Here is a 21,115-nt window from a genome sequence, read left to right on the forward strand (position 1 = left end):
GTGTAGATTCGATCCAGATGTTAGCCAAGTCACACCAAGGAAGGGTCGAAGATGACCACGCTCACCAAACAGCCTGACCCCGGGCTTTCAGCCGGGGAATCGCGGAAAACCAGGAAGCGGAAACCCGCCGCTACCTTCCGCGGCGTCGGGGACCTCAAAGTCGCGTTGCTCTTCATCGCTCCGGCCTTGATCGGTTTTGTGCTTTTCTACCTTGTCCCCACCATCCGGGGGATCTACCTCAGCTTCACCGAGTACAGCATCCTCGGCGACCCCGACTGGATCGGGACCAAGAACTACGAGCAGATCGCCAAGGACCCGCTTTTCTGGAACGCCCTGGGGGTCACGACCGAATACGTCGTGATCAACATCGTGCTCCAAACAGTCCTCGCCCTCGGACTGGCGCTCCTCATGCATCGGGTCGCGAAGTCCACGATTGTCCGCGGCGCCCTGCTCCTGCCCTACCTCATGGCGAATGTCATCGCCGCCCTGTTGTGGTTCTGGATGCTCGATTACCAGATCGGCATCGTCAACCAAATCATCGAATGGCTCGGACTCCCCCGGGTGGCCTTCTTCGGAAGCGAGGAATGGGCCATCCCCACCCAGGCCCTCATCAACACCTGGCGCCACATGGGCTACACAGCGCTGCTGATCTTCGCCGGCCTGCAGGCAATTCCCAACAACGTCTACGAGGCCGCCAGCATCGACGGTTCAAAGGGATTCAGCACGTTCTGGCGGATCACCCTTCCACTCCTGCGGCCCGTGCTCGTCCTTGTGCTCGTGGTAACCGTCATCGGCTCATTCCAGGTCTTCGACACAGTCGCTGTCACCACCCAGGGCGGACCGGTCAACGCAACCAGGGTGCTCCAGTACTACATCTACCAGCGGGCCTTCGCGGAGCAGGACTTCGGCTACGGCTCCGCCCTGGCCGTCATCCTCTTCCTCATCCTCGCGATCGTGGCCTTCATCCAGATGAAGTTCCTCCGCGGCAACCAGTCCGACCTGGATTAAGGACACCCCGCCATGACCACCGTTTCCTCCCCCAAGTCGGCCACCCGCCGTCGTCCTTTCACCGGGAACCGCCCCGCCGCCAAGAAGCGTCCCCTCACCTGGGGCCGTGCCTCCGCCTGGGTCCTCCTCGCACTCGCCATCGCAGTGAGCGTCCTGCCCTTCTACTGGGTCCTCCGGACAGCCCTCTCCACCAACGGTTCCCTGGCCGCCAACTCGGCCAGCCTGTTGCCCGCCGACTTCAACCTCGGCGCCTTCGAGCGGGTCTTCGGCCTCCAGAGCCCGGCCCAAGCAATTGCCGAGGGCGGATCGGGAGCCTCGATCAACTTCTGGCAGTACCTGCTGAACTCCTTCCTCTTCTCCAGCATCACCACTGCAGGAGCAGTGTTCTTCAGCTCGATGGCCGCCTACGCCTTCTCCCGCCTGCGCTGGAAGGGCCGCGACGGAGTCTTCTCCCTCTTCCTTGGCACCATGCTGGTCCCGCCGATCTTCACGGCGCTGCCCAACTTCCTCCTCATCAAGAACCTCGGCCTGCTCAACACGATGCTCGGACTCGTGCTGCCGTACCTGTTCATGACCCCCTTCGCGATCTTCTTCATGCGGCAGTTCTTCCTCAACATGTCCCGCGAGGTGGAGGAAGCCGCGATGCTCGACGGCGCGAAGCACTTCAGGATCTTCTTCCAAGTGGTCATGCCGAACGCGGCCGCTCCCATCGCAACCCTCGCCCTCCTCACGTTCATGGGCCAGTGGAACGAGTACTTCTGGCCGCTCCTTGTCGGGTCCTCGGAAGAATCGCGCGTCCTGACAGTGGGCTTGGGTGTCTTCAAGTCCCAGTCGCCGCAAGGCGCTCCCGACTGGTCCGGCCTCATGGCGGCAACCCTCGTCTCGGCCACGCCTGTTCTGATCCTCTTCGCGATTTTCGGCAAGAAGATCGTCAACTCCATCGGCTTCAACGGATCCAAATAACCCCCGCGGCGCTGCACGGCCGCCCCTCATTACCCACCCCATCACGGCCCGGCACCCGCCCGGACCCCACCCCACCCCACCATGTCCCGAAAGGACAAACCATGAAGAAGAAAGCACTCGGCGCCGTCGCGGCCGCCGCTGTGGCCGCCATCGCCCTCTCCGCATGTGGGAGCGGAGGCGGAAGCAGCGCGGACTCGGGCAAGGGCGAAATCAGCTACTGGCTCTGGGACGCCAACCAGCTCCCGGCCTACCAGCAATGCGCCGACGACTTCCACAAGGCCAACCCGGACATCACGGTCAAGATCACCCAGACGGGCTGGGACGACTACTGGGGCAAGATCACCAACGGCATGGCCTCCGGCACGGCGCCCGATGTCTTTACCGACCACTTGTCCAAGTACCCGGACTTCATCAAGACCAAGCAGCTCGTTCCCCTGGATGACGCCGTCACCAACGACAAGATCGACCTTACGCAGTACAACCCGGGCCTCGCGGACCTCTGGGTCGGCCAGGACGGCAAGCGCTACGGCCTTCCCAAGGACTGGGACACCGTGGCCCTGTTCTACAACAAGAAGATGGCCTCCGACGCCGGCATCACGCCGGAGCAGATGGCTTCCCTCAGCTGGAACCCGCAGGATGGCGGAACCTACGAGAAGGCCATCGCCCACCTGACCGTGGACAAGAACGGCAAGCGCGGCGACGAGCCCGGCTTCGACAAGAACAACGTCGCCGTCTACGGCCTCGGCCTGCCAGGTTCCGACGCCGAAAACGCCGGACAGACCCAGTGGAGCTTCCTTTCCGCCACCACCGGTTGGACCACCACGGACAAGACTCCTTGGGGTTCGCACTTCAACTACGACGACAAGCGCCTCCAGGACACCATCGCCTGGTGGGCCAGCCTGGCCCAGAAGGGCTACATGCCCAAGCTCGAGACCACCGTGGGCGCAAACGCCGCGGACAGCTTCGGCGCAGGCAAGGCCGCGATCAACTCCAACGGTGACTGGATGATCGGCCAGTACACCAGCTACAAGGGCGTCGACGTCGGAATCGCACCGACCCCGACCGGCGTGGACGGCAAGAACGCGTCCATGACCAATGGCCTGGCCGACTCCATCTGGGCGGGCACCAAGAAGAAGGATGCCTCCATCAAGTGGGTTGAATACCTCGCTTCCTCCAAGTGCCAGGACGTGGTGGCCTCGAAGGGCGTCGTGTTCCCCGCCATCAAGACCGCCAGCGACAAAGCTGCCGCGGCTTTCAAGGCCAAGGGCATCGACGTCACGCCATTCACCGAACACGTCAAGAACGGCACCACTTTCCTGCTCCCCATCACCGACAACGCGGCAAAGGTCTCAGGCATCATGAAGCCCGCAATGGACGCGGTCATCGCTGGCAAGGCCCCGGCGAGCTCCCTCACGGCAGCGAACGACCAAGTCAACGCCCTGTTCTCGAAATAGGCCGTTCTCGAAATAGGTCCCGGCGGGAGTCCCGCAGCCGCCGGGCTCCCGCTATCCTGACAGCAAGTTCTTCACGCTGCAGGCACCGTACCGGTCCGGGTGTCGCCGCTTCTCTCCTTTGACGGCGGCACCCGGACTTTCTTTTCCTCCACAACGCAACGACTCCTCGAAAGTGATTAACCCATGGAACCGCTCCACCTCCGTTCCGCCGACACAAGCCTGGTGGTCAGCTTCAACAACGGAGAGGCCGAGGTCATCCATTGGGGAGCCGACCTTGGCAGCGACCTCCCGGACCTTGCCATCCTGGGCGCGCCCATTCCCAACTCCGCCGTCGACGTAACCGTCCCGGCCGGCCTCATCCCCCAGGCCTCTTCCGCTTGGCTGGGGCGTCCCGGCTTGCGGGGACACAGGATTTCCGACGGCGTCTCCGGACTCGACTTCTCCGTCCGTCTCCGTGTGGTGGACGTCCAGCGCGACGCCCGTTCCGCCGTCGTCGTCCAGAAAGATCCCGACGCCGGGATCACCGTGACCTCGACGCTCACCTTGCACCCGGGCGGGCTCCTCGAAATGCGGCACTCAGCCGTCAACGACGGCACGTCCCCCTTCCAGCTCGACGAACTGGCGACCGCCCTCCCCGTGGGTCGCGCCGCCGTCGAACTCCTCGACCTCACCGGACGGTGGTGCCGCGAACGCCACCCGCAACGCCGTCCCGTGCAGCAAGGCACCTGGGTCCGCACCGGCCGCCACGGCCGCACCGGGCACGACTCCTCCCTGCTGTTCGCCGCAGGGACCGCCGGATTCGGCAACCGCCACGGGAAGGTCTGGGCCACGCACCTTGCCTGGAGCGGCAATCACGAACAATTTTCCGACACCATCGGCGACGGCCGCACGATGATCGGCGGCTCCGAACTCCTAGGCCCGGCCGAAGTGGTGCTGCAGCCCGGCGAAAGCTACACCACGCCCGCGTTGTTTGCCGCTTACTCCGAGCGAGGTCTGGACGGCATCAGCGAGGCCTTCTACAGCTGGTTCCGTTCCCGGCCGCACCACGTCCTGCCGGCAGCCTCGACCGGACTCCCCGCAGGCAAACCCCGTCCAGTAGTCCTCAACACCTGGGAAGCCGTGTACTTCGACCACAAGCTGGACACCCTGATCGAACTCGCGGAATCGGCCGCTGAGCTGGGCGTGGAACGATTCGTGCTCGACGACGGCTGGTTCCGCGGACGCCGCAACGACCACGCCGGACTAGGCGACTGGTACGTCGACGAAACACTGTGGCCCGAGGGATTGACGCCGCTCATCAAAGCGGTCAACTCCCACGGCATGGAATTCGGGCTTTGGGTGGAACCGGAGATGATCAACCTGGATTCCGACGCTGCACGGGCGCATCCGGAATGGGTGGTGGGTCCGGCGGTCCAATCGCACAAGGACGGCGGCCGCCTGCCCCTCGAATGGCGCCAACAGCACGTCATCGACCTCGTCAATCCCGCGGCGTGGCAATACATCTACGACCGCATGGACACGCTCCTGCGGGAAAACAACATCAAATACCTCAAGTGGGACCAGAACCGGGACCTCACCGAACACGGCCACGCGGGACGCGCCTCCGTGCACGAACAGACCCTTGCCGCGTACCGCCTTTTCGACGAACTGCGCAAGGCACACCCCGGCGTGGAGATCGAAAGCTGCTCCTCCGGCGGTGCGAGGGTGGACCTCGGCATCCTCGAGCGGACGGACAGGATCTGGGCATCGGACTGCAACGACGCCCTCGAGCGGCAGACCATCCAGCGCTGGACCGGCGTAGTGGTCCCACCGGAACTCGTGGGCGGGCATATCGGCCCCACCACTTCGCACACCACGGCCCGCACGCACGATCTGTCCTTCCGTGCCATCACCGCCATGTTCGGGCACTTCGGCATGGAGTGGGACATCCGGGAAGTCCAGGGTGCCGAGCGTGCGGAGCTCAAGCGGTTCATCGGCCTCTATAAGGTGCACCGGGGACTCATCCACAGTGGACGCATGGTCCGCGCGGATGTTCCTGACGACTCTTTGATGCTGCACGGCGTGGTGGCCCAGGACGATGCATCGGCCTTGTTCGCGATCGTCCGGACCCGGACCGCGTTTGCCGAACAGCCGGGGCACGTCGCCATTCCGGGGCTCGATCCGGAACGTTCGTACCGGGTGGAGGCGATCTTCCCGGCTCCGGGCGACGCCGACTATGCGCACACGTTCACGCAGGTCCACCCGCCGGCATGGCTCGAATCCGGGGCCGAAGCGAGCGGCCGTTTCCTGGCAGAGGTCGGGCTCCCGATGCCGCTCGTGAACCCGGAGCACGCGTTGCTGCTCAAGCTTCGCGCCCTCTAACCCACCCCTCGGAGCATGCTCATCTTGCCTTCCAACCACGGAGCATGCTCATTTTTCGGCGTGAGCAGTGGACATAATTCGTATATGTCCACTGCACGCCGTGAAAAATGGGCATGCTCCTAAGTGTGGGGCGTATTTCTAGACTGAGCTCGCCAAGTAGTCGATAGCCAGCTTGTAGCCTTGGACCCCCGCGCCGATGATGATTGCCTTGCAGACGGGCGAAAGGTACGAGTGGTGGCGGAATTCCTCGCGCTGGTGCACGTTGGTGATGTGGACCTCGACGGCGGGAAGTTCCACGGCTGCGATCGCGTCACGCAGTGCCACTGAAGTGTGGGTGTAAGCCCCGGCGTTGATGACGATACCCACGGACGTTCCGCGCGCCCCGTGGATGGCATCCACCAGGTCGCCCTCATGGTTGGACTGGACGCAGTCCACCGTGAAGCCGTGTGCCTCGGCCGCGGTTATTGCAAGGTGTTCGACGTCGGCAAGGGTGGAAGTGCCGTACTTTTCCGGCTCACGCGTGCCCAAAAGGTTCAAGTTAGGTCCGTTGAGGACAAGGATCGTGCCGCGACCGGCGTCATTGGCAGTGGGAGCTTCAGTCATGCTCCCCAATCTATCGGGCTACATGCCGGCCCGGCGTTTCTTACGCCCCACCGAGCATGCCCATCCCTTCAGCGCGGGGAGTGGTCATAACCCCGCTATGCCCACTCCACACGCCCACCGATGAGCATGCTCCTCAGCCGAAACAAACGCCCCCACCGAGCATGCGCATCTCTTAGCGCGACGAGCGGACATAAACCCACTATGCCCACTCCACACGCCCACCACTGAGCATGCTCCTCAGGCGGAACAAATCCACCGATGAGCATGCTCCTTGGAGGACGCTATTTCTTGGTGCACTGCCCGGGAGACACCGGCGCGCTGAGGGAGGCGGCTTGGGCGGCCACGGGAGAGAGCTCGTCCATGGTCAGGGCATAGCCGACTTGGACATTCGACGTTGTCTTCGCGAACACGACGCCGGCAACCTGGCCCTGCGTCGTCAGGAGCGGCCCGCCGGAATTTCCTGGCTGCACATCGCCTGCCAGTTTATAGACCGACTCCGGCGAAGGGTTCGCGCCGTAAATATCGGGGACCAACAGTGTCGAAATGCCCTCCACAGCGGCCGGCTTGGACTGGAAAGGCCCACCGTGCGGATAGCCGGCGAAAGCCGCCTGCGAACCAGCCGGAAGGTCGCCGCTTAAGGACAGGGGCGCCGTCGGGAGTCCGTCAACGGCGAGCACTGCGAGGTCCCGCTGGCTGTCGAAGTAAACCACACGGCCGGGCAGCGCACCGCCGTCGGGGATTTCGACGACGGGTTGCGGCACGCCGGCGACGACGTGCGCATTGGTGATCACACGGCCCGGCGAAACTACGAAGCCGGAGCCGGTCTGGTTCTGGCCGCACTGATAAGCAGTGCCGGCGATCTTCAAGACCGACCGGGCCGCGGTGTTGAGGGCGGGAGTGTCTGTGTTGGTGTTCGGGACCTGGACCGGGCCAACCGGTCCGATGCCTTCGATGAGCTGCGGAATCCCGTTGCCCATGAAAGTGGACCGCAATTGCGCCACGCCTGCCTTGACCTGTGTGGGCGTAAGGGTGTCGATGAAGCGGATCACCTTCGACTCGGCGAGCTGCTGTGAAACGAACGGCACACCCAATGAGCCCACGCTGAAGGCCAGCATGGACATGACGAGAGCCGCGACCACCAGGCTGACGACGCCGCCGAGAATGCGGTCGAGGGCATTCAACGGCTGGATCCGCACGGCTTTACGGACTTTTTGGCCGATCCATGTGCCGAGGCCATGTCCCAGGACGATGAGGAGCACGGCTGAACCGATGATGGCCGTCAGGCGCCAGTCGCTGTTTTTTACCCAGTCTCCGACGAGGGGGACAGCGATAAACGCAGCCACGGCACCGGCGACGAAACCGGCAATTCCACCAAGGGTCACCAAGAAGCCGTTGCGCAGTCCGTAGATCAGGTAGGAAAGCAGCGTCAAAATCAACGCCAGGTCCAGTATGGTCAAGCCGAACACCAAAGCTCCTCACAGCCGGGTAAGCCCCAATTGTAAGTGCAGAGTCTGACAGCTTCCCTTCCGGGAGGAGTCGACCCCTAGCCGGGAGCACGATGGCCCGAACAGCGGCTCCATGCCCTGTCACTGCACAAATTTGGGCTTATACCGCGTGTTTTCGGGCGTTTCAGCTGCCAAGTACGTCACAGACTCGACAAAATTCTGAAACAATGGCTGAAGCGCCACAGCCGAACTTTTACTCAGGAGATTACATGGACATCGAGGTATTGCGCCGCGCACCCCTCTTCGCCACCCTTGACGACGACGCTTTCCGCCTGCTGACGGACGAACTCACAGAGGTGGACCTTTCACGCGGAGCATCCGTTTTCCGCGAAGGCGACCAGGGTGACCAGCTCTACTTCATCGTGTCCGGCAAGGTTAAGCTTGGCCGCACGTCGCCGGACGGCCGCGAGTCCCTCCTGGCGATCCTCGGCCCGGGCGAGCTCTTCGGCGAAATGGCCCTCTTCGACCCCAGCCCCCGCACCGCCACGGCCACTGCCGTTTCCGAGACGCGCCTGGCCGGCCTGAAGAACGAGAGCCTCAACGCCCTGTTGCGTACCCGTCCGGAAGTGTCTGCGCAGCTGCTGCAGGCACTTGCGCGCCGCCTCCGCCGCACCAACGACTCTCTCTCGGACCTCGTCTTCTCGGACGTCCCGGGCCGCGTGGCAAAGGCCCTCCTTGACCTCGCCGACCGCTTCGGCCGTCCCGCGACCGACGGCGTCCTGGTCGCCCACGAGCTCACCCAGGAAGAACTCGCCCAGTTGGTCGGCGCTTCGCGCGAAACCGTCAACAAGGCCCTCGCCGAGTTCGTGCAGCGCGGCTGGCTCCGCTTGGAAGCACGCGCCGTCGTCATCTTGGATATGCAGCGCCTGCGCCAGCGTTCGCGCTAAGGATTTTTCCCAGCGACGCAGAAAAGGCCTGGCGACACCGGAATTCGGTGTCGCCAGGCCTTTCTCGCGTCGCCAGCCGGTTTGCGCGTCGCCGGGCGGCTCATGCGTCGCCGGGCGGCTTATGCGTCGCCAGGCGGCTTACGTATCGCCGGGCAGTTTCCGTGTCGTCAGCGCTCGCGCTGCGGCTCCCCTGACACGGTCCGGGCAGCTTCTACTTCGAGCATGAGTGTCCCGTCCTCTTCGACAAGCCGTGGCTGGTACACGTGCGGCTTGCGCTTATAGCTGAGGTACGCGATGCAACCCTGGGCCGCGGCCATCTTTTCGAGCATGATCTCGGAGCCTGGCACCAGGAGCTGACCCAAAGGCAAGCCCGCGGTGTTTTCTTGGCCGATTTCGTCGCCAAGGGCAGTGGTTCCGCGCTCGGCGATGATCGTCGAAACGCTGACCCAGCGGCCCCACACACCTTTGCTTTCCAAGAGCGTCGGCTGCTGGTTCACGGGAACCGTCGCGGCAAAATAGCGGGTGTTGAAGCGCCGGTGCGAGAAATCGGGACTGAGCCAGTTCACGAGCGGCTTGAGCAGGTCTGTCCGGAGTGACAGGCCGCGCTTGGCCAGGACGTCGGTGAGGGACTTGTCCTGGGCGGCAACGGCCTCCCGGGCTTTCATCCATTCGGGAGTGGACGTGCCCTCGACCGTGGAGGAAAGGTCCGGACCGGCCAGCAAAACGCCGGTTTCCTCGAACAGCTCGCGGATGGCGCCCACCACGTGGCGGCGGGCAAGTCCGACGTCGGTGGTCCCCAGAACCTCGGCCCAATGCTGAGGCGAGGGGCCCAGCCAGCCGAGGGCGTCGTCGTCGGACGAGTCCAGCGACCCGCCCGGAAACGCGACCACACCCAGCGGCGAGGACCCGGGACGGTAACCCATCCACGTCTCCAAGCCGGTGGGCGAATCGCGGAGCAAAACTACAGAAGATGCAAGGCGCGCGGCGCTGGGAGTCCCCTCGCCGAGCTTAAGCCAGTTCCGTGCCGCACCTTCAAGTTCAGGGGGCAACGCGAAGAGGCGTCGGGCTAGCTGTGGCAATTGAGTGAACCGGTTCCTTAGCTGAATTCAGCGATCAGCTCGACCTCGACGGGCGAATCGAGCGGAAGGACTGCAACTCCGACGGCGGAACGGGCGTGCTGGCCTTTGTCACCAAAGACACGTCCGAGGAGCTCGGAGGCACCATTAATCACACCGGGCTGGCCGGTGAAGGACGCATCGGAGGCCACGAAGCCGACGACCTTGACGATGCGTGTGATGCGGTCGAGGTCGCCGATGACGCTCTTGACCGCGGCCAGGGCGTTCACGGCGCAGATGGCCGCATACTTCTGGGCGGTTTCCGGAGACACAGTGGGCTCGTCCGAAAGCCCTTCGTCGCCGCTCGAGACCTTACCCGTTGATTCGAGCTTGCCGTTGATGAACGGCAATTGTCCGGAGGTGTACACGTGGTTGCCCGTGACAACGGCCGGAACGTACGCGGCTACCGGTGCGGCGACGCCGGGCAGGGTCAGTCCGAGCTCGGCGAGGCGCTGCTCGACGGCGGACACGGGGGCGGTGGTTTCCGCGCCGGCGGTGGCTTCTGCGGGGGTTGTCATTGTTACTACTTCTCCCTCTTCAAGTATGCAACTAGTCCGTTTCCATCGGGTCCCGGAACGACCTGGACGAGTTCCCAGCCGTCCTCTCCCCACTGGTCGAGGATCTGCTTTGTGGCATGAATGATGAGCGGAATCGTCGCGTACTCCCATTTGGTCATGAAAGAAAGCCTAGCCCTTGCCGGTAAAGTGGAGAACATGGTGACTCGTAGGAACCCCATATTCGACACTGCCACCACCCTCGGAAAGATCCTCGGATTCCTTGGCGTGAGCGCTATTTGTGGTGTCCTTGTGGCGGGCTTGCTCGTCCCCGCGGCGGCCGTCTCAGGCAGTGCCGCGAGTGGGTCGATCCAATTCTTTGACACGCTGCCGGCCGAGCTCACGGTGAACCCGCCCAGCCAGGCGACCACCATTCTGGCGGCGGACGGAAGCCAGATCGCTTCCATCTATTCGGAGAACCGCACGCACGTCTCCCTCGACCAGATGAGTCCGTACATCAAGGACGCGATCGTCTCGGTTGAGGACAGCCGCTTCTACGAGCACGGCGGCATCGACGCGACCGGCATCATGCGCGCAATCGTCAGCACTGCGCGCGGCCAAAAGCAGGGTGCTTCCACGATCACCCAGCAGTACGTGAACAACGTCATCAACGAGTCCCTCGTTTCCCAGGACAAGGCCGCTGACGTCAAGCTCAACGGCGTCAACAAGGGCGTGGGCGACAAGCTCCGGGAAATGAAGCTGGCCATCGCCTTGGAGAAGAAATACTCCAAGCAGCAGATCCTTGAGGGCTACCTCAACATCGTCTTCTTCAATAAGGACGCCTACGGCATCGAAGCGGCTTCGCGGTTCTTCTTCAGCACGACCGCCAAGGACCTGACCCTCCCGCAGGCTGCCCTGCTGGCCGGCGTCGTCAACAGCCCGTCCTATTACGACCCCATCGCCAACTCGGACCACGCGAAGCAGCGCCGCGACCTCGTACTCGGTCTCATGCTGGACCAGGGAAAGATCAAGAAGGCGGACTATGACGCCGCCATCGCGACGCCGGTGACCACGAAGGTCACGCAGCCGCTCCAGGGTTGTGCCTACGCCACGACTGCCCCGTACTTCTGTGACTACGTGCTGCACTTGCTGTACAACAACCCGGCCTATGGCGCCACCCAGGACGAGCGGATCAACCGCGTCTCCCGCGGCGGCCTGACCATCCAGACCACCCTTGACCCCAAGGCGCAGAACGCAGCGCAGGCGCAGGTCAATGGCACAACAGGAGACAATCCGGACAAATGGGGTGCCACGATCGTCTCGGTGCAACCTGGAAGCGGCAAGATCGTTTCCATGGCACAGAACACAGTGTGGCTGCCACAAGCCGGGAAGTTCGACCAGACTCAAAACTTCAACGTCGACGTCCTTGATTCCAAGGGCAACGACCTCAACGGCTTGGGCGGTTTCCAGCCGGGATCCACGATGAAACCCTTCACGTTTGCCGAATGGCTCAATGAGGGCAAGTCGATGAACACGACCATCAATGCGGCCGTTCGCCGCTACCCGCAAAACTTCCCTTGGCGGAACACCTGCTCTACCCCCGTCAACGGTTGGTACGACAGCAGCAACGGAACATTCGACCTGCAGAATTCGGATCCCGGCTACTACCGTCCCATGACCGTCCTGTACGGCCTCATGAACTCCATCAACACGGCCACGTTCGCCTCGGCCTCCCAGCTGGACCTGTGCGGCATCCAAAAGGTCGTGGACGCCGTCGGAATCCACGGTGGCAATCCTGCGCGGGACGGCAGCGGACAGGTTGTGCGCGACAGCAGCGGACAGATCGCGGATCCCAATCCCAAGGTTCAAATGACCACGCTGGGTAACCTGATCGGTTCCACCCAGACGGCTCCGCTCACCATGGCGAGCGCAATGGCCACCTTCGCCAACAACGGCACGTACTGCGAGCCCATCGCGATTACCTCGGTGACGGACCAGACGGGCGCGAAGCTGCCGGCACAGTCCCCCAACTGCAAGAGTGCCGTCACCCCGGAGGTTGCCCACGGTGTCGCATACGCGATGCAGGAAGTCCTCAACCAGGGTTCGGGTTCGTTGATCCAACCTAGGATCTCGACGAAGACCTCCTTCCCCATCGCCGCCAAGACGGGTACCAACGACAGCAACGGTTCCACTTGGGTTGTCGGCTACACCAGCGGCCTCGCGACCGCCAGCTGGTTCGGTGACCCCTTGGGCAGCCAGCTCCGTCCGGGACGAAACATCACGGTCAATGGCAAGTTCTACCCCAGCATCGACGGTTACATGATCGCCGGTCCGCAGTTCTCGAGGTACATGTCCGAGATCGCACCCGCTTACGGAACCAACCCGTTCCCGGCACCGCCGTCGAACTTGCTGGATCCGCCCGGGTACCGGACAACCACGCCGAACAACAACACACCGGCCACCACGCAGCCGACCACCCAGCCGACCAGCGGGAACGGGAATGGGAATGGCGACAATGGCAATGGCAAGAAGAATGGCTAACGTCCTCGTGCCCGCCCTCGATTCACTGGCAAGCCGCGTCCGAAGCGTCGGACGCGGCTTCGCCGTCGCTGCCGGACTCGGCGCGGCAGCCGGAACGGCGGGCCTTGCCTATGGACTTTGGGAGAAGAACCAGTTCGTCCTGCGCGAAGAGACGCTGGCGATCCTCCCTGAGGGCTCCGCCCCGCTGCGGTTGCTGCACCTGAGTGACATCCATTTCGTTCCAGGCCAGAAAAAGAAGGCCGACTGGCTGCGTTCGCTCGCCTTACTGGAACCGGATCTCGTGGTGAACACAGGCGACAACCTCAGCCACCCCCACGCCGTGATTCCGCTCTTGGATGCGCTCAAGCCGTTATTCGAGTTCCCAGGCGTTTTCGTCCCGGGATCGAACGACTACTTCGCCCCGCGATTCAAGAATCCTGCCGCCTACTTCCGCGGCCCTTCACGAGTCAGTGATAATCCCGTGCCCCTCGATTGGCCGCGCCTGCGTTCCGGGTTCGGCATGTCCGGCTGGATCGACCTCACCAACAGGCATCAGTCCTTGCCGATCAACGGAATCCGTTTCGATTTCTCCGGCGTCGACGATCCCCACCTCAATCGCGAACGATACTCCGGCTGGCCCCGGGGCACGGCGGGCCAGGACTCCCGCCCGCACGTGCGGGTCGCCGTCATCCACGCCCCGTACCAGCGCGTCCTCGACCATTTCACGAACGACGCCGCCGACCTCATCCTCGCCGGCCACACCCACGGCGGCCAGATCTGTATCCCCGGCTACGGTGCACTCGTCTCCAATTGCGACCTCCCCACCTGGCGCGCCAAGGGCCTCCACGATTGGGAAAACGATGGACGTACGACGCCGGTAAACGTCTCGGGCGGCATTGGCACCTCGCGCTTCGCCCCTGTGAGGATCGCGTGCAAGCCGGAAGCCGTGATGCTGACGCTGACGGCCCGAGCGTAGTGGGCGCGTAGCCGGGCGTTCCTTCGCCCCACCACTGGACATGCTCATCACCGCGCACCCCGCGCCACTGGACATGCTCCTCGCCCGAGCCCACCAATGCACATAACCCCGTTATGTCCACTGCTCACGGTGAAGAATGAGCATGCTCCTCTGGGGGCGGCAGAGTGAACGGCCCAACCCACCCCCACCCCAATGCCTCCCATCACACAACGCAATGCTGCTGTCCGCTGGCTCACGGGATGGCATAAGGTAGTTGCTACAGGAAACTAACACCCCGGGCGTCACACGAAACACGCCGGGACAATGCTGTTGAGAAGCGGGCATGGCCAAACAGACCTCATTTTTCACTTCCATAAGACGTCTCTATCCGCACGTCAGACCGATCCTTCCGCGCCTGTTCATGGGGCTGCTCAGCGCATTGCTGGCCAGCATTATGGCGCTTGCCGTGCCCCAGGTGCTCCGGATCCTGATCAACGGTTCACTCCACCCTGGCGGTCCGAGCAGCGCCGTCTGGGCCGCCGCCGGAGTTGTCCTTTTGCTGGGCATAGCAGAGGCGGGCCTCGTCGCACTGCGCCGGCAATTCGTCATCAACCCCGCAACCACGGTGGAAGCGAAGATGCGGGTTTCCCTCTACGGACACCTGCAGGACCTCACCGTCGCGTTCCATGATCGTTGGGGATCCGGGCAGCTCTTGTCCCGCGCGATGACCGACCTGAACTTCCTGCGGCGGTGGATGGCGTTCGGTGCCATCATGCTGGTGGTCACGACGCTCACGGTGGTGATCGGCGTCGTCGTGATGTTCACGATGAGCTGGCAGCTCGCCCTGATCTTCCTCGCCGCGGCGGTGCCGATCATGATCAATTCCTTCCGCTTCCGCCGGCGGTTCAGCCTTGTCACAAGGCTCAGCCAGGACCAGGCCGGGGACCTCGCCACCACGGTTGAGGAGTCCGTCCACGGCATCCGTGTGCTGAAAGCATTCGGTCGCAGCCGCGAGGCGCTTGAGAACTTCAACGAGCAAGCCGAGGGGCTGCGGCGGACCGAGATCGCCAAGGCCAAGCACCAAGCCACCTTCACGCTCGTGGTGACGCTTCTCCCGGAACTCGCCCTCGGCGTCGGGCTCGTCGCGGGGGTGCTGCTCGTGTCGGCGGGCGAACTCAGCGTGGGTTCGCTTGTCGCGTTTTTCGCGACGGCGGCCGTTGTCGCGGCGCCCGTGGAAGTCTCGGGCGCCCTCGTCGCCATGGCGTTGACGGCGAAAACAGCGCTTGACCGCCACTTCGAGGTCATGGACATTCCCAACGCCATCACTAGCCCGGAGCAGCCGAAGTCGCCGGCTGAATTGCGTGGAGCCCTCAGCTTCAAGGGCGCAGCTTTCGCGTTCGACGACGGTGCGGGGCTCCTGCACGACATCAACCTGGACATCGAACCTGGCGAGACGATGGCCCTCGTGGGCATCACCGGCAGCGGCAAGAGCGCCCTGCTCCAACTGGTCCCCCGGCTCTACGACGTGTCAGACGGCTCTGTCAGCATCGACGGCGTGGACGTGCGCGACTTCAATATCGAGGAGTTGCGGACCGCCGTCGCGATCGCCTTCGAGGACACGACGTTGTTTTCCAGTTCGGTCCGGGACAACGTCCTGCTCGGGGCGCCGGACACCTCCGAAGCGGCCCTCGACGAAGCGCTCGACGTCGCGCAGGCACACTTCGCGTATTCCCTCCCCGACGGCGTCGAGACCCTCATCGGCGAAGAAGGACTGAGCCTTTCCGGCGGCCAGCGGCAACGGATCGCCCTCGCCCGGGCCATTGCGGCCAAACCGAAGGTACTGGTGCTCGACGATCCGCTGTCAGCTTTGGATGTGAACACCGAGGAACTCGTCGAAGCCAGGCTGCGCGACGTCCTCCGGGACACCACCACGCTCATCGTCGCCCACCGGCCATCGACCGTAGCCCTCGCCGACCGTGTAGCGCTCCTGGAGCACGGCCGCATCACCGCCGTCGGGACCCATACGGACTTGCTCGCGAGCAACGCCCACTACCGTTACGTGATCGCGAGCCTCGACGCCGCTCCGAAGGACCTGGACAGCGAGCTCGACGAACTCGAGCACGAGTTGGAATCCGAACAGCGCCTGAACCAAGCCGGGGAGGCCCGCCGATGACCACCTTCGGAACCGCCAACGAAGAAAACTCGAACCTGAGCCGCAGCGAAAGCAAGGCAGTACGACGGCGGTCGGTCGCGTTGCTGGGGTCGCTCATCCGTCCCGTGCGCTTGCGTTTCTGGCTGACGCTCGGCATGGTGGTTCTTTCGCAGGCCACACGTGTAGCGGGACCGGCGATCATCGCCTTCGGCATCGACCACGCCCTGCCGTCCTTGGCAGCGGGGAAGAGCTTCCCGCTGGTTCTCGCCGGCGTCATGTACGTGGCAGCCGCGATCGCGACCGCGCTGCTGACCGCCGTCTACGTGACGTCGACGGCGAAGTTGAGCCAGGCCATGCTCCTGGACCTGCGGATCAGGGTCTTCCGGCACACGCAGCGCCTCAGCCTGGAGTTTCACGAAAAGTACACTTCGGGTCGCATCATCGCGCGGCAAACCTCCGACCTCGAAGCGCTGCGCGACCTGCTGGATTCCGGCGTCAGCTCCTTGGCGTCAGGGCTGTTGTTCATGCTGTTCACGGCCTTCACCGTCTTCGCCCTCGACTGGGTCAGCGGACTCATCATGCTCGCCACGGGCGTCCCGGCATACTTCCTGGCCCGCTGGTACCAGAAGCACTCCCAAATCGCCTTCCGCGAATCCCGGGTAGCGTCCGCAAGCCTCATCGTGCACTTCGTGGAAACCATGACGGGCATCCGCGCCATCAAGGCATTCCGCAGGGAACCGCAGAACGCCGAGCGGTACGGGGAACTCACCGAGCACTACCGCAAAGTCACGGTGCGCTCCATCAACTTGAACGGCATCTTCCAGCCCGGACTGGTCCTGATCGGGAATGTGTGCGTCGCTGTGGTGCTGCTGGTCGGCGGCTTCCGCGTGCTGTCCGGCGGCTTGGCCGTGGGCGTGCTCCTGGCACTCATCCTTTCCACCAAGCGCTTCTTCCAGCCCGTGGACCAAATGGCCATGTTCTACAACTCCTTCCAGAGCGCGCAGGCAGCGTTGGAGAAGGTCTCGGGCCTGCTCGAAGAGGTCCCCACCGTGCGACCACCCAAGACCCCCGTGCCGTTGCCGGAGGCCCGGGGCCAGATCGACTTCCATGGCGTGGAGTTCGGCTACGGCAACGGCAAAGTGGTGGTTCCCGAGCTCAACCTGCACATTCCAGCAGGGCAAACAGTGGCATTGGTCGGACAGACCGGGGCCGGCAAGTCCACCCTCGCGAAGCTGATCGCCCGCTTCTACGACGTCACGGAGGGATCCTTGACGCTCGACGGCGTCGACCTCCGGGAGCTCTCGACGGCGGACCTGCGCCGCGCCGTCGTCATGGTCACCCAGGAGGCGTTCCTGTTCAGCGGCACGGTGGCCGACAACATTGCCCTGGGGCGGCCGGACGCCACCCGCGAAGAGATCGAAACCGCGGCCCGCGCCGTCGGAGCGCACGATTTCATCGCGGCATTGCCTGACGGTTACGACACCGACGTCAACAAGCGCGGCGGACGGGTTTCCGCGGGCCAGCGGCAGTTGATCGGCTTCGCTCGGGCCTTCATCGCGGCTCCCGCGGTCCTGATCCTCGACGAGGCGACGTCGTCCTTGGACATCCCGTCAGAGCGGCTTGTCCAGGCCGGCCTCTCCAATCTCCTGTCGGGATCTGATTCGGGCAGGACGGCGATCATCATCGCCCACCGCCTCTCCACCGTGGAAACGGCAGACAGGGTTCTCGTGGTGCATGACGGGCGAATCGTTGAAGACGGCTCTCCCGCGGAGCTCATCAGCGGCGGTGGGCGTTTCGCGCGCCTGCACGGCTCGTGGAAGGAATCACTGGTGTGACGCTGGCGGTGCGGGGTCGCTGTCGAGTAAGTGCCCGACGGCGACACCTGGCTAAGTGCCCGACGGCGGGCCCTTTGGGGCCAGCAGGGGCTAACGGACTCGATTTCGTATCCGGGCGAGCATCGGCTATTCTTGAACAGTTGCTTTCGCAGCGGATCGGGATGTAGCGCAGCTTGGTAGCGCGCTTCGTTCGGGACGAAGAGGTCGCAGGTTCAAATCCTGTCATCCCGACCAATTGATAGAAGGCCCTACTCTAGAAGGGCCTTCTATCTTATTTAACGAGCGTTTCGCTATCGCTGGAAAAACGCTAAAACATTCCTTTGACCGGTTTTAGTTAGCCACTCTGCGTTTAGAGACAAGTGTTGTTAACAACGGTTTCGAGCCCTCTCAGAGTATCCAGGAGGGACGCGTCCGGGCGACGCACAAAAAAATCCCCGGGCGTCCAGTTCGACGTCCGGGGATTCTTCAATTCATTCGAATTAAGCGGCGGCTGGGGGCCGTCGTGTAGCCTCGCCTACATGGGATCCGGCCAGTTACCGATAGCTTGGGGGACCACCATGGGGTCGGGCCAGTTACCGATCGCCTGGGAGACCCGCATGGGATCCGGCCAGTTACCAATGCTGAGCACCGTGCTGACGGTGTTTGCCACAGGGGCTGCGGCTACCACGGCCGGAGCCGCGGCGGAGAATGCAAGAGCGCCGGCCAAGGCGACTGCTGCAGCAATCTTCTTCAACATAATTTGTCCTCAATGCGAGTCGGATTCGTTACGGAAATTACGCGGTCCCTGTTGACATTCATTGTAAAATGTTTTCCACAGCGACTGTCAAGGTGTCGGCGTAAAGACAACGCATAGACCAGCCTCTAGGAGGAACCTGTGGGGAACGGATTCGGAGAAAAGCTCCGTGCCGAGCGGCTCGAACGTGGGCTGACCCAGGCCGAATTAGGCCGCGACCTTTACTCACCCAGCTACATTTCGCTTCTTGAAACAGGACGCCGCGAACCTACCGCCGAGGTCATCGAAGAACTCGCACGGCGCCTCGAGCTGGCGCCAAAGGCCTTGGAAGCTTGGAGTCAACCGGTGTCCGTCAGCGACGCGGAATACGTGCTCGCCGGACTCTACGCCCGGCAGGCATGGGACCTCAGGGACTACCCACTCGCTGCGAGCCACGCGTCAACCGCCGCCCAGATCGCCCTTGAGGCCAAGAACACCAGCGCTTGGTGGAACATGACGTATATGCAGGCCGAGTGCCTCATGAAACAAGGGCAATTGAAGGAATGCCAGCAGATCATCCAGCACCTGCTTGAGCATCCCATGGCTACCGAATCCGTCGGCCTCGGGGTTCGTGCCCGTCAGATGCTTGCCGCGGTCTGCCACGGACAAGGCCAACTGTCCACCGCCGTCGAGCACGCTTTGGAAGCCGTAAGGCTGTCCGCGCAACTGCCCAAGGGCTCCACGCTGATCATCGGTGCGCACCGGGCACTCATCGGAGCGCTTGCCGAAAGCGGCAGGCTCGACGAAGCCTGGACCTATTGCCAAGCCATGAACGAGCAGATGGACAACTACTCGATGTCCCAGCTCGCCGGCGAAGTTGCTTGGGTCATCGGAAACGTCGCCTTCATGCGGCACGACTACGTGGAGGGCATCAAGCACCACGAGCGTGCGGCCAAGCTGCTCTCCCCCGCGAACGACATTGAGTTGTGGGCCCGCTTCAACAAGGCTTCGGCGGCGGTCAGGTTGTCGTCGGGCATTGTGGAGCCGGAGACGCTCTCGGCGATCGAACGTGCAGAACTCGCGTTGTCCATTGTCGGCGGCAACAAGACGGACCAGCTCGAGGTCGCTTTCATCCGTTCCCGCTGGCTGTACCTGACGGGCGACATCCCCGCGGCGATCACCAAGCTGCGTGAAATCCACGCCGACCGCGAAGTCCTGGCCCGGCACACAGCCGGCGAGGTCGCGCTGCTCCTTGGCAAGGCGCTCAAAGCCGCCGGCGAGAATGCCGATGCTTTGCTCCATCTCGAGGAAGCCCAACGCGACTTTTCCGCCGCCGGCGCAGCCGACCGGGTCCAGCAGGCCATGGACTCCGCCTTGGAAATCCGGCTCGCAGAGCGCCGCGCGGCCGCCGGGAGCGGCACCGCCCCGGCGAGCAACGATCCTACGGAACCGGCCGCCGTCGAGCACGACACGACAACCGAACAGCACGGCTCAGCCGCCCACCACAAGGGACCTGCTCCGCACAACGGTGCGGCGCCTCACGGAACAGCCCAACACAGCGGGACGGCGAAGTCGTTCCGGGCCGGCTGACCGCCTAGCTGGCGCAGGCGCCGGCTAGGCGAAAGTCCGGCCGGTCAGCTTCTCGTAGGCCTCCACGTAGCGGGCGCGGGTCTTGTCCACGATGTCGGCCGGCAGCGCGGGCGGCGGGGTGTCGCTCGCGCGGTCCCAACCGGATTCGGCCGAGGTCAGCCAGTCGCGCACGTACTGCTTGTCGTAGGAGGGCTGTGCCTTGCCGGGCTCGTAGGTGGCGGCGTCCCAGAAACGCGACGAGTCCGGCGTCAGGACTTCGTCTCCCAGGGTAATGACTCCCGTGGCGGCGTCGATGCCGAATTCCACCTTGGTGTCGGCCAGGATGATGCCACGCTCACGCGCGATCTCTTCGGCCCGGGTGTAGATCTTCACCGTCAGCTCGCTCAAGCGGGCGGCGATGTCGTCACCCACCATGGCAACGACGTCGTCATAAGTGATGTTCTCGTCGTGCTCGCCAACCTCGGCTTTCGCGGACGGCGTGAAGATCGCGTGCTCCAGGCGCGAGCCGTCAACCAAACCGCCAGGCAACGGAATCTCGCACACGGTGCCGGACTTGCGGTATTCGAGGAGCCCGGAGCCCGTGAGGTATCCGCGGGCGATGCACTCAACGGGGAACATGTCCAGTCGCTTGCAGATCATCGCACGGCCCTCGACCTCCGCCGGAACGCCTTCCGCCGTCGTCGACGCCAACACGTGGTGCTCCACGCCCAACTGTTCGAACCACCACAGGCTCAACTGGGTCAGCACGCGGCCCTTGTCCGGGATTTCGCTGCTCAGCACGTGGTCGAAGGCACTGATTCGGTCGCTGGCCACCACCAAGACACAATCCTGGCCGACGAGTTCCTTCACGGAATCTTCGGCAGGAACGTAGAGGTCGCGGACCTTGCCGGAGTAGACATGCTGCCAGCCCGGAAGGTCGAGGGTTTGCGTCTGCAGTCCTTGCGAGTTGCTCTCAGCCATG

Annotated in this window: 17 protein-coding genes and 1 tRNA gene; 11 read left to right on the top strand and 7 right to left on the bottom strand. The window is 63.7% G+C overall.

All coding sequences use genetic code 11. The features are described 5' to 3' along the window. The first annotated feature begins 51 nt into the window (after positions 1-51). The 4 genes from E1809_RS15200 (at position 52) to E1809_RS15215 (ending at position 5,786) form a co-directional block, all read left to right on the top strand. On the top strand, positions 52-1,008 hold the full coding sequence (locus E1809_RS15200) for a carbohydrate ABC transporter permease (RefSeq protein ID WP_133205079.1): 957 nt from the start codon (positions 52-54) through the stop codon (positions 1,006-1,008). Between the two features lie 12 nt (positions 1,009-1,020). Then, complete coding sequence (locus E1809_RS15205) at positions 1,021-1,971, top strand: carbohydrate ABC transporter permease (RefSeq protein WP_133205080.1); 951 nt, start codon at positions 1,021-1,023, stop codon at positions 1,969-1,971. A gap of 101 nt (positions 1,972-2,072) precedes the next feature. After that, positions 2,073-3,425 (top strand): ABC transporter substrate-binding protein, encoded by a 1,353-nt coding sequence (locus E1809_RS15210; protein WP_133205081.1) that lies wholly within the window; start codon positions 2,073-2,075, stop codon positions 3,423-3,425. Positions 3,426-3,608: 183 nt separating this feature from the next. Next, positions 3,609-5,786 (top strand): alpha-galactosidase, encoded by a 2,178-nt coding sequence (locus E1809_RS15215; RefSeq protein WP_133205082.1) that lies wholly within the window; start codon positions 3,609-3,611, stop codon positions 5,784-5,786. Positions 5,787-5,924: 138 nt separating this feature from the next. On the opposite strand, the gene aroQ is transcribed toward E1809_RS15215, so the two are convergent. After that, the gene (gene aroQ, locus E1809_RS15220; protein ID WP_133205083.1) at positions 5,925-6,389 is read right to left on the bottom strand and encodes a type II 3-dehydroquinate dehydratase; all 465 of its coding nucleotides are present in this window, start codon (positions 6,387-6,389) and stop codon (positions 5,925-5,927) included. Between the two features lie 281 nt (positions 6,390-6,670). Continuing rightward, a complete protein-coding gene (locus E1809_RS15225; protein WP_133205084.1) occupies positions 6,671-7,855 on the bottom strand; it encodes a MarP family serine protease in 1,185 nt (394 codons plus the stop codon). Between the two features lie 248 nt (positions 7,856-8,103). Here E1809_RS15225 and E1809_RS15230 point away from each other — a divergent pair, with 248 nt between their 5' ends. Then, entirely contained in the window at positions 8,104-8,781 is a 678-nt protein-coding gene (locus E1809_RS15230) for a Crp/Fnr family transcriptional regulator (protein WP_011775987.1), read from the top strand. Positions 8,782-8,948: 167 nt separating this feature from the next. Here E1809_RS15230 and E1809_RS15235 read toward each other — a convergent pair whose 3' ends face one another. From E1809_RS15235 to E1809_RS15245, 3 genes are read right to left on the bottom strand one after another with little or no spacing between them, the layout of a single operon-like run. Then, complete coding sequence (locus E1809_RS15235) at positions 8,949-9,860, bottom strand: NUDIX hydrolase (RefSeq protein ID WP_133205085.1); 912 nt, start codon at positions 9,858-9,860, stop codon at positions 8,949-8,951. Positions 9,861-9,877: 17 nt separating this feature from the next. Continuing rightward, positions 9,878-10,414 carry a RidA family protein gene (locus tag E1809_RS15240; protein WP_133205086.1) on the bottom strand — a complete coding sequence of 179 codons (537 nt, stop codon included), beginning with the start codon at positions 10,412-10,414 and terminating at the stop codon, positions 9,878-9,880. A gap of 5 nt (positions 10,415-10,419) precedes the next feature. Next, positions 10,420-10,572 (bottom strand): DUF4177 domain-containing protein, encoded by a 153-nt coding sequence (locus E1809_RS15245; RefSeq protein WP_133205087.1) that lies wholly within the window; start codon positions 10,570-10,572, stop codon positions 10,420-10,422. Between E1809_RS15245 and E1809_RS15250 the strand changes: the two genes are divergently transcribed. The 5 genes from E1809_RS15250 (at position 10,571) to E1809_RS15270 (ending at position 18,086) form a co-directional block, all read left to right on the top strand. Beyond that, positions 10,571-12,931 carry a transglycosylase domain-containing protein gene (locus tag E1809_RS15250; RefSeq protein WP_235835615.1) on the top strand — a complete coding sequence of 787 codons (2,361 nt, stop codon included), beginning with the start codon at positions 10,571-10,573 and terminating at the stop codon, positions 12,929-12,931. The two genes, E1809_RS15245 and E1809_RS15250, sit on opposite strands and share 2 nt — an antisense overlap. Continuing rightward, positions 12,924-13,886, top strand: coding sequence for a metallophosphoesterase (locus E1809_RS15255; RefSeq protein WP_205754198.1), 963 nt, complete (start codon positions 12,924-12,926; stop codon positions 13,884-13,886). The genes E1809_RS15250 and E1809_RS15255 overlap by 8 nt, the downstream gene beginning before the upstream one ends. Positions 13,887-14,208: 322 nt before the next feature. Then, positions 14,209-16,038, top strand: a complete 1,830-nt coding sequence (locus E1809_RS15260; RefSeq protein WP_133205088.1) for an ABC transporter ATP-binding protein — start codon at positions 14,209-14,211, stop codon at positions 16,036-16,038. Then, positions 16,035-17,852: an ABC transporter ATP-binding protein gene (locus E1809_RS15265; RefSeq protein ID WP_133205089.1), complete on the top strand. Its 1,818-nt coding sequence runs from the start codon at positions 16,035-16,037 to the stop codon at positions 17,850-17,852. Before E1809_RS15260 ends, E1809_RS15265 begins: the two co-directional genes overlap by 4 nt. A gap of 157 nt (positions 17,853-18,009) precedes the next feature. Continuing rightward, positions 18,010-18,086: transfer RNA gene (locus E1809_RS15270), tRNA-Pro, on the top strand. A gap of 280 nt (positions 18,087-18,366) precedes the next feature. Here E1809_RS15270 and E1809_RS15275 read toward each other — a convergent pair. Then, positions 18,367-18,588 (bottom strand): hypothetical protein, encoded by a 222-nt coding sequence (locus E1809_RS15275; protein ID WP_133205090.1) that lies wholly within the window; start codon positions 18,586-18,588, stop codon positions 18,367-18,369. A 138-nt stretch (positions 18,589-18,726) separates the two neighbouring features. On the opposite strand from E1809_RS15275, the gene E1809_RS15280 reads away from it, so the two are divergent. Continuing rightward, complete coding sequence (locus E1809_RS15280) at positions 18,727-20,154, top strand: helix-turn-helix domain-containing protein (protein WP_235835616.1); 1,428 nt, start codon at positions 18,727-18,729, stop codon at positions 20,152-20,154. 24 nt (positions 20,155-20,178) lie between these two features. On the opposite strand, the gene E1809_RS15285 is transcribed toward E1809_RS15280, so the two are convergent. Then, positions 20,179-21,114 (bottom strand): phosphoribosylaminoimidazolesuccinocarboxamide synthase, encoded by a 936-nt coding sequence (locus tag E1809_RS15285; RefSeq protein WP_133205091.1) that lies wholly within the window; start codon positions 21,112-21,114, stop codon positions 20,179-20,181. Position 21,115 lies beyond the last annotated feature (1 nt).

Source organism: Arthrobacter terricola (genome assembly GCF_004354015.1).
Classification (GTDB): Bacteria; Actinomycetota; Actinomycetes; order Actinomycetales; family Micrococcaceae; genus Arthrobacter; species Arthrobacter terricola.

Coding starts and splice junctions, on each gene's coding strand:
- E1809_RS15250 (WP_235835615.1), top strand. CDS start 10,571: ATGAAAGAAAGCCTAGCCCTTGCCGGTAAAGTGGAGAACATGGTGACT.
- E1809_RS15255 (WP_205754198.1), top strand. CDS start 12,924: ATGGCTAACGTCCTCGTGCCCGCCCTCGATTCACTGGCAAGCCGCGTC.
- E1809_RS15275 (WP_133205090.1), bottom strand. CDS start 18,588: ATGTTGAAGAAGATTGCTGCAGCAGTCGCCTTGGCCGGCGCTCTTGCA.
- E1809_RS15215 (WP_133205082.1), top strand. CDS start 3,609: ATGGAACCGCTCCACCTCCGTTCCGCCGACACAAGCCTGGTGGTCAGC.
- E1809_RS15200 (WP_133205079.1), top strand. CDS start 52: ATGACCACGCTCACCAAACAGCCTGACCCCGGGCTTTCAGCCGGGGAA.
- E1809_RS15205 (WP_133205080.1), top strand. CDS start 1,021: ATGACCACCGTTTCCTCCCCCAAGTCGGCCACCCGCCGTCGTCCTTTC.
- E1809_RS15240 (WP_133205086.1), bottom strand. CDS start 10,414: ATGACAACCCCCGCAGAAGCCACCGCCGGCGCGGAAACCACCGCCCCC.
- E1809_RS15245 (WP_133205087.1), bottom strand. CDS start 10,572: ATGACCAAATGGGAGTACGCGACGATTCCGCTCATCATTCATGCCACA.
- E1809_RS15265 (WP_133205089.1), top strand. CDS start 16,035: ATGACCACCTTCGGAACCGCCAACGAAGAAAACTCGAACCTGAGCCGC.
- E1809_RS15260 (WP_133205088.1), top strand. CDS start 14,209: ATGGCCAAACAGACCTCATTTTTCACTTCCATAAGACGTCTCTATCCG.
- E1809_RS15210 (WP_133205081.1), top strand. CDS start 2,073: ATGAAGAAGAAAGCACTCGGCGCCGTCGCGGCCGCCGCTGTGGCCGCC.
- E1809_RS15285 (WP_133205091.1), bottom strand. CDS start 21,114: ATGGCTGAGAGCAACTCGCAAGGACTGCAGACGCAAACCCTCGACCTT.
- aroQ (WP_133205083.1), bottom strand. CDS start 6,389: ATGACTGAAGCTCCCACTGCCAATGACGCCGGTCGCGGCACGATCCTT.
- E1809_RS15230 (WP_011775987.1), top strand. CDS start 8,104: ATGGACATCGAGGTATTGCGCCGCGCACCCCTCTTCGCCACCCTTGAC.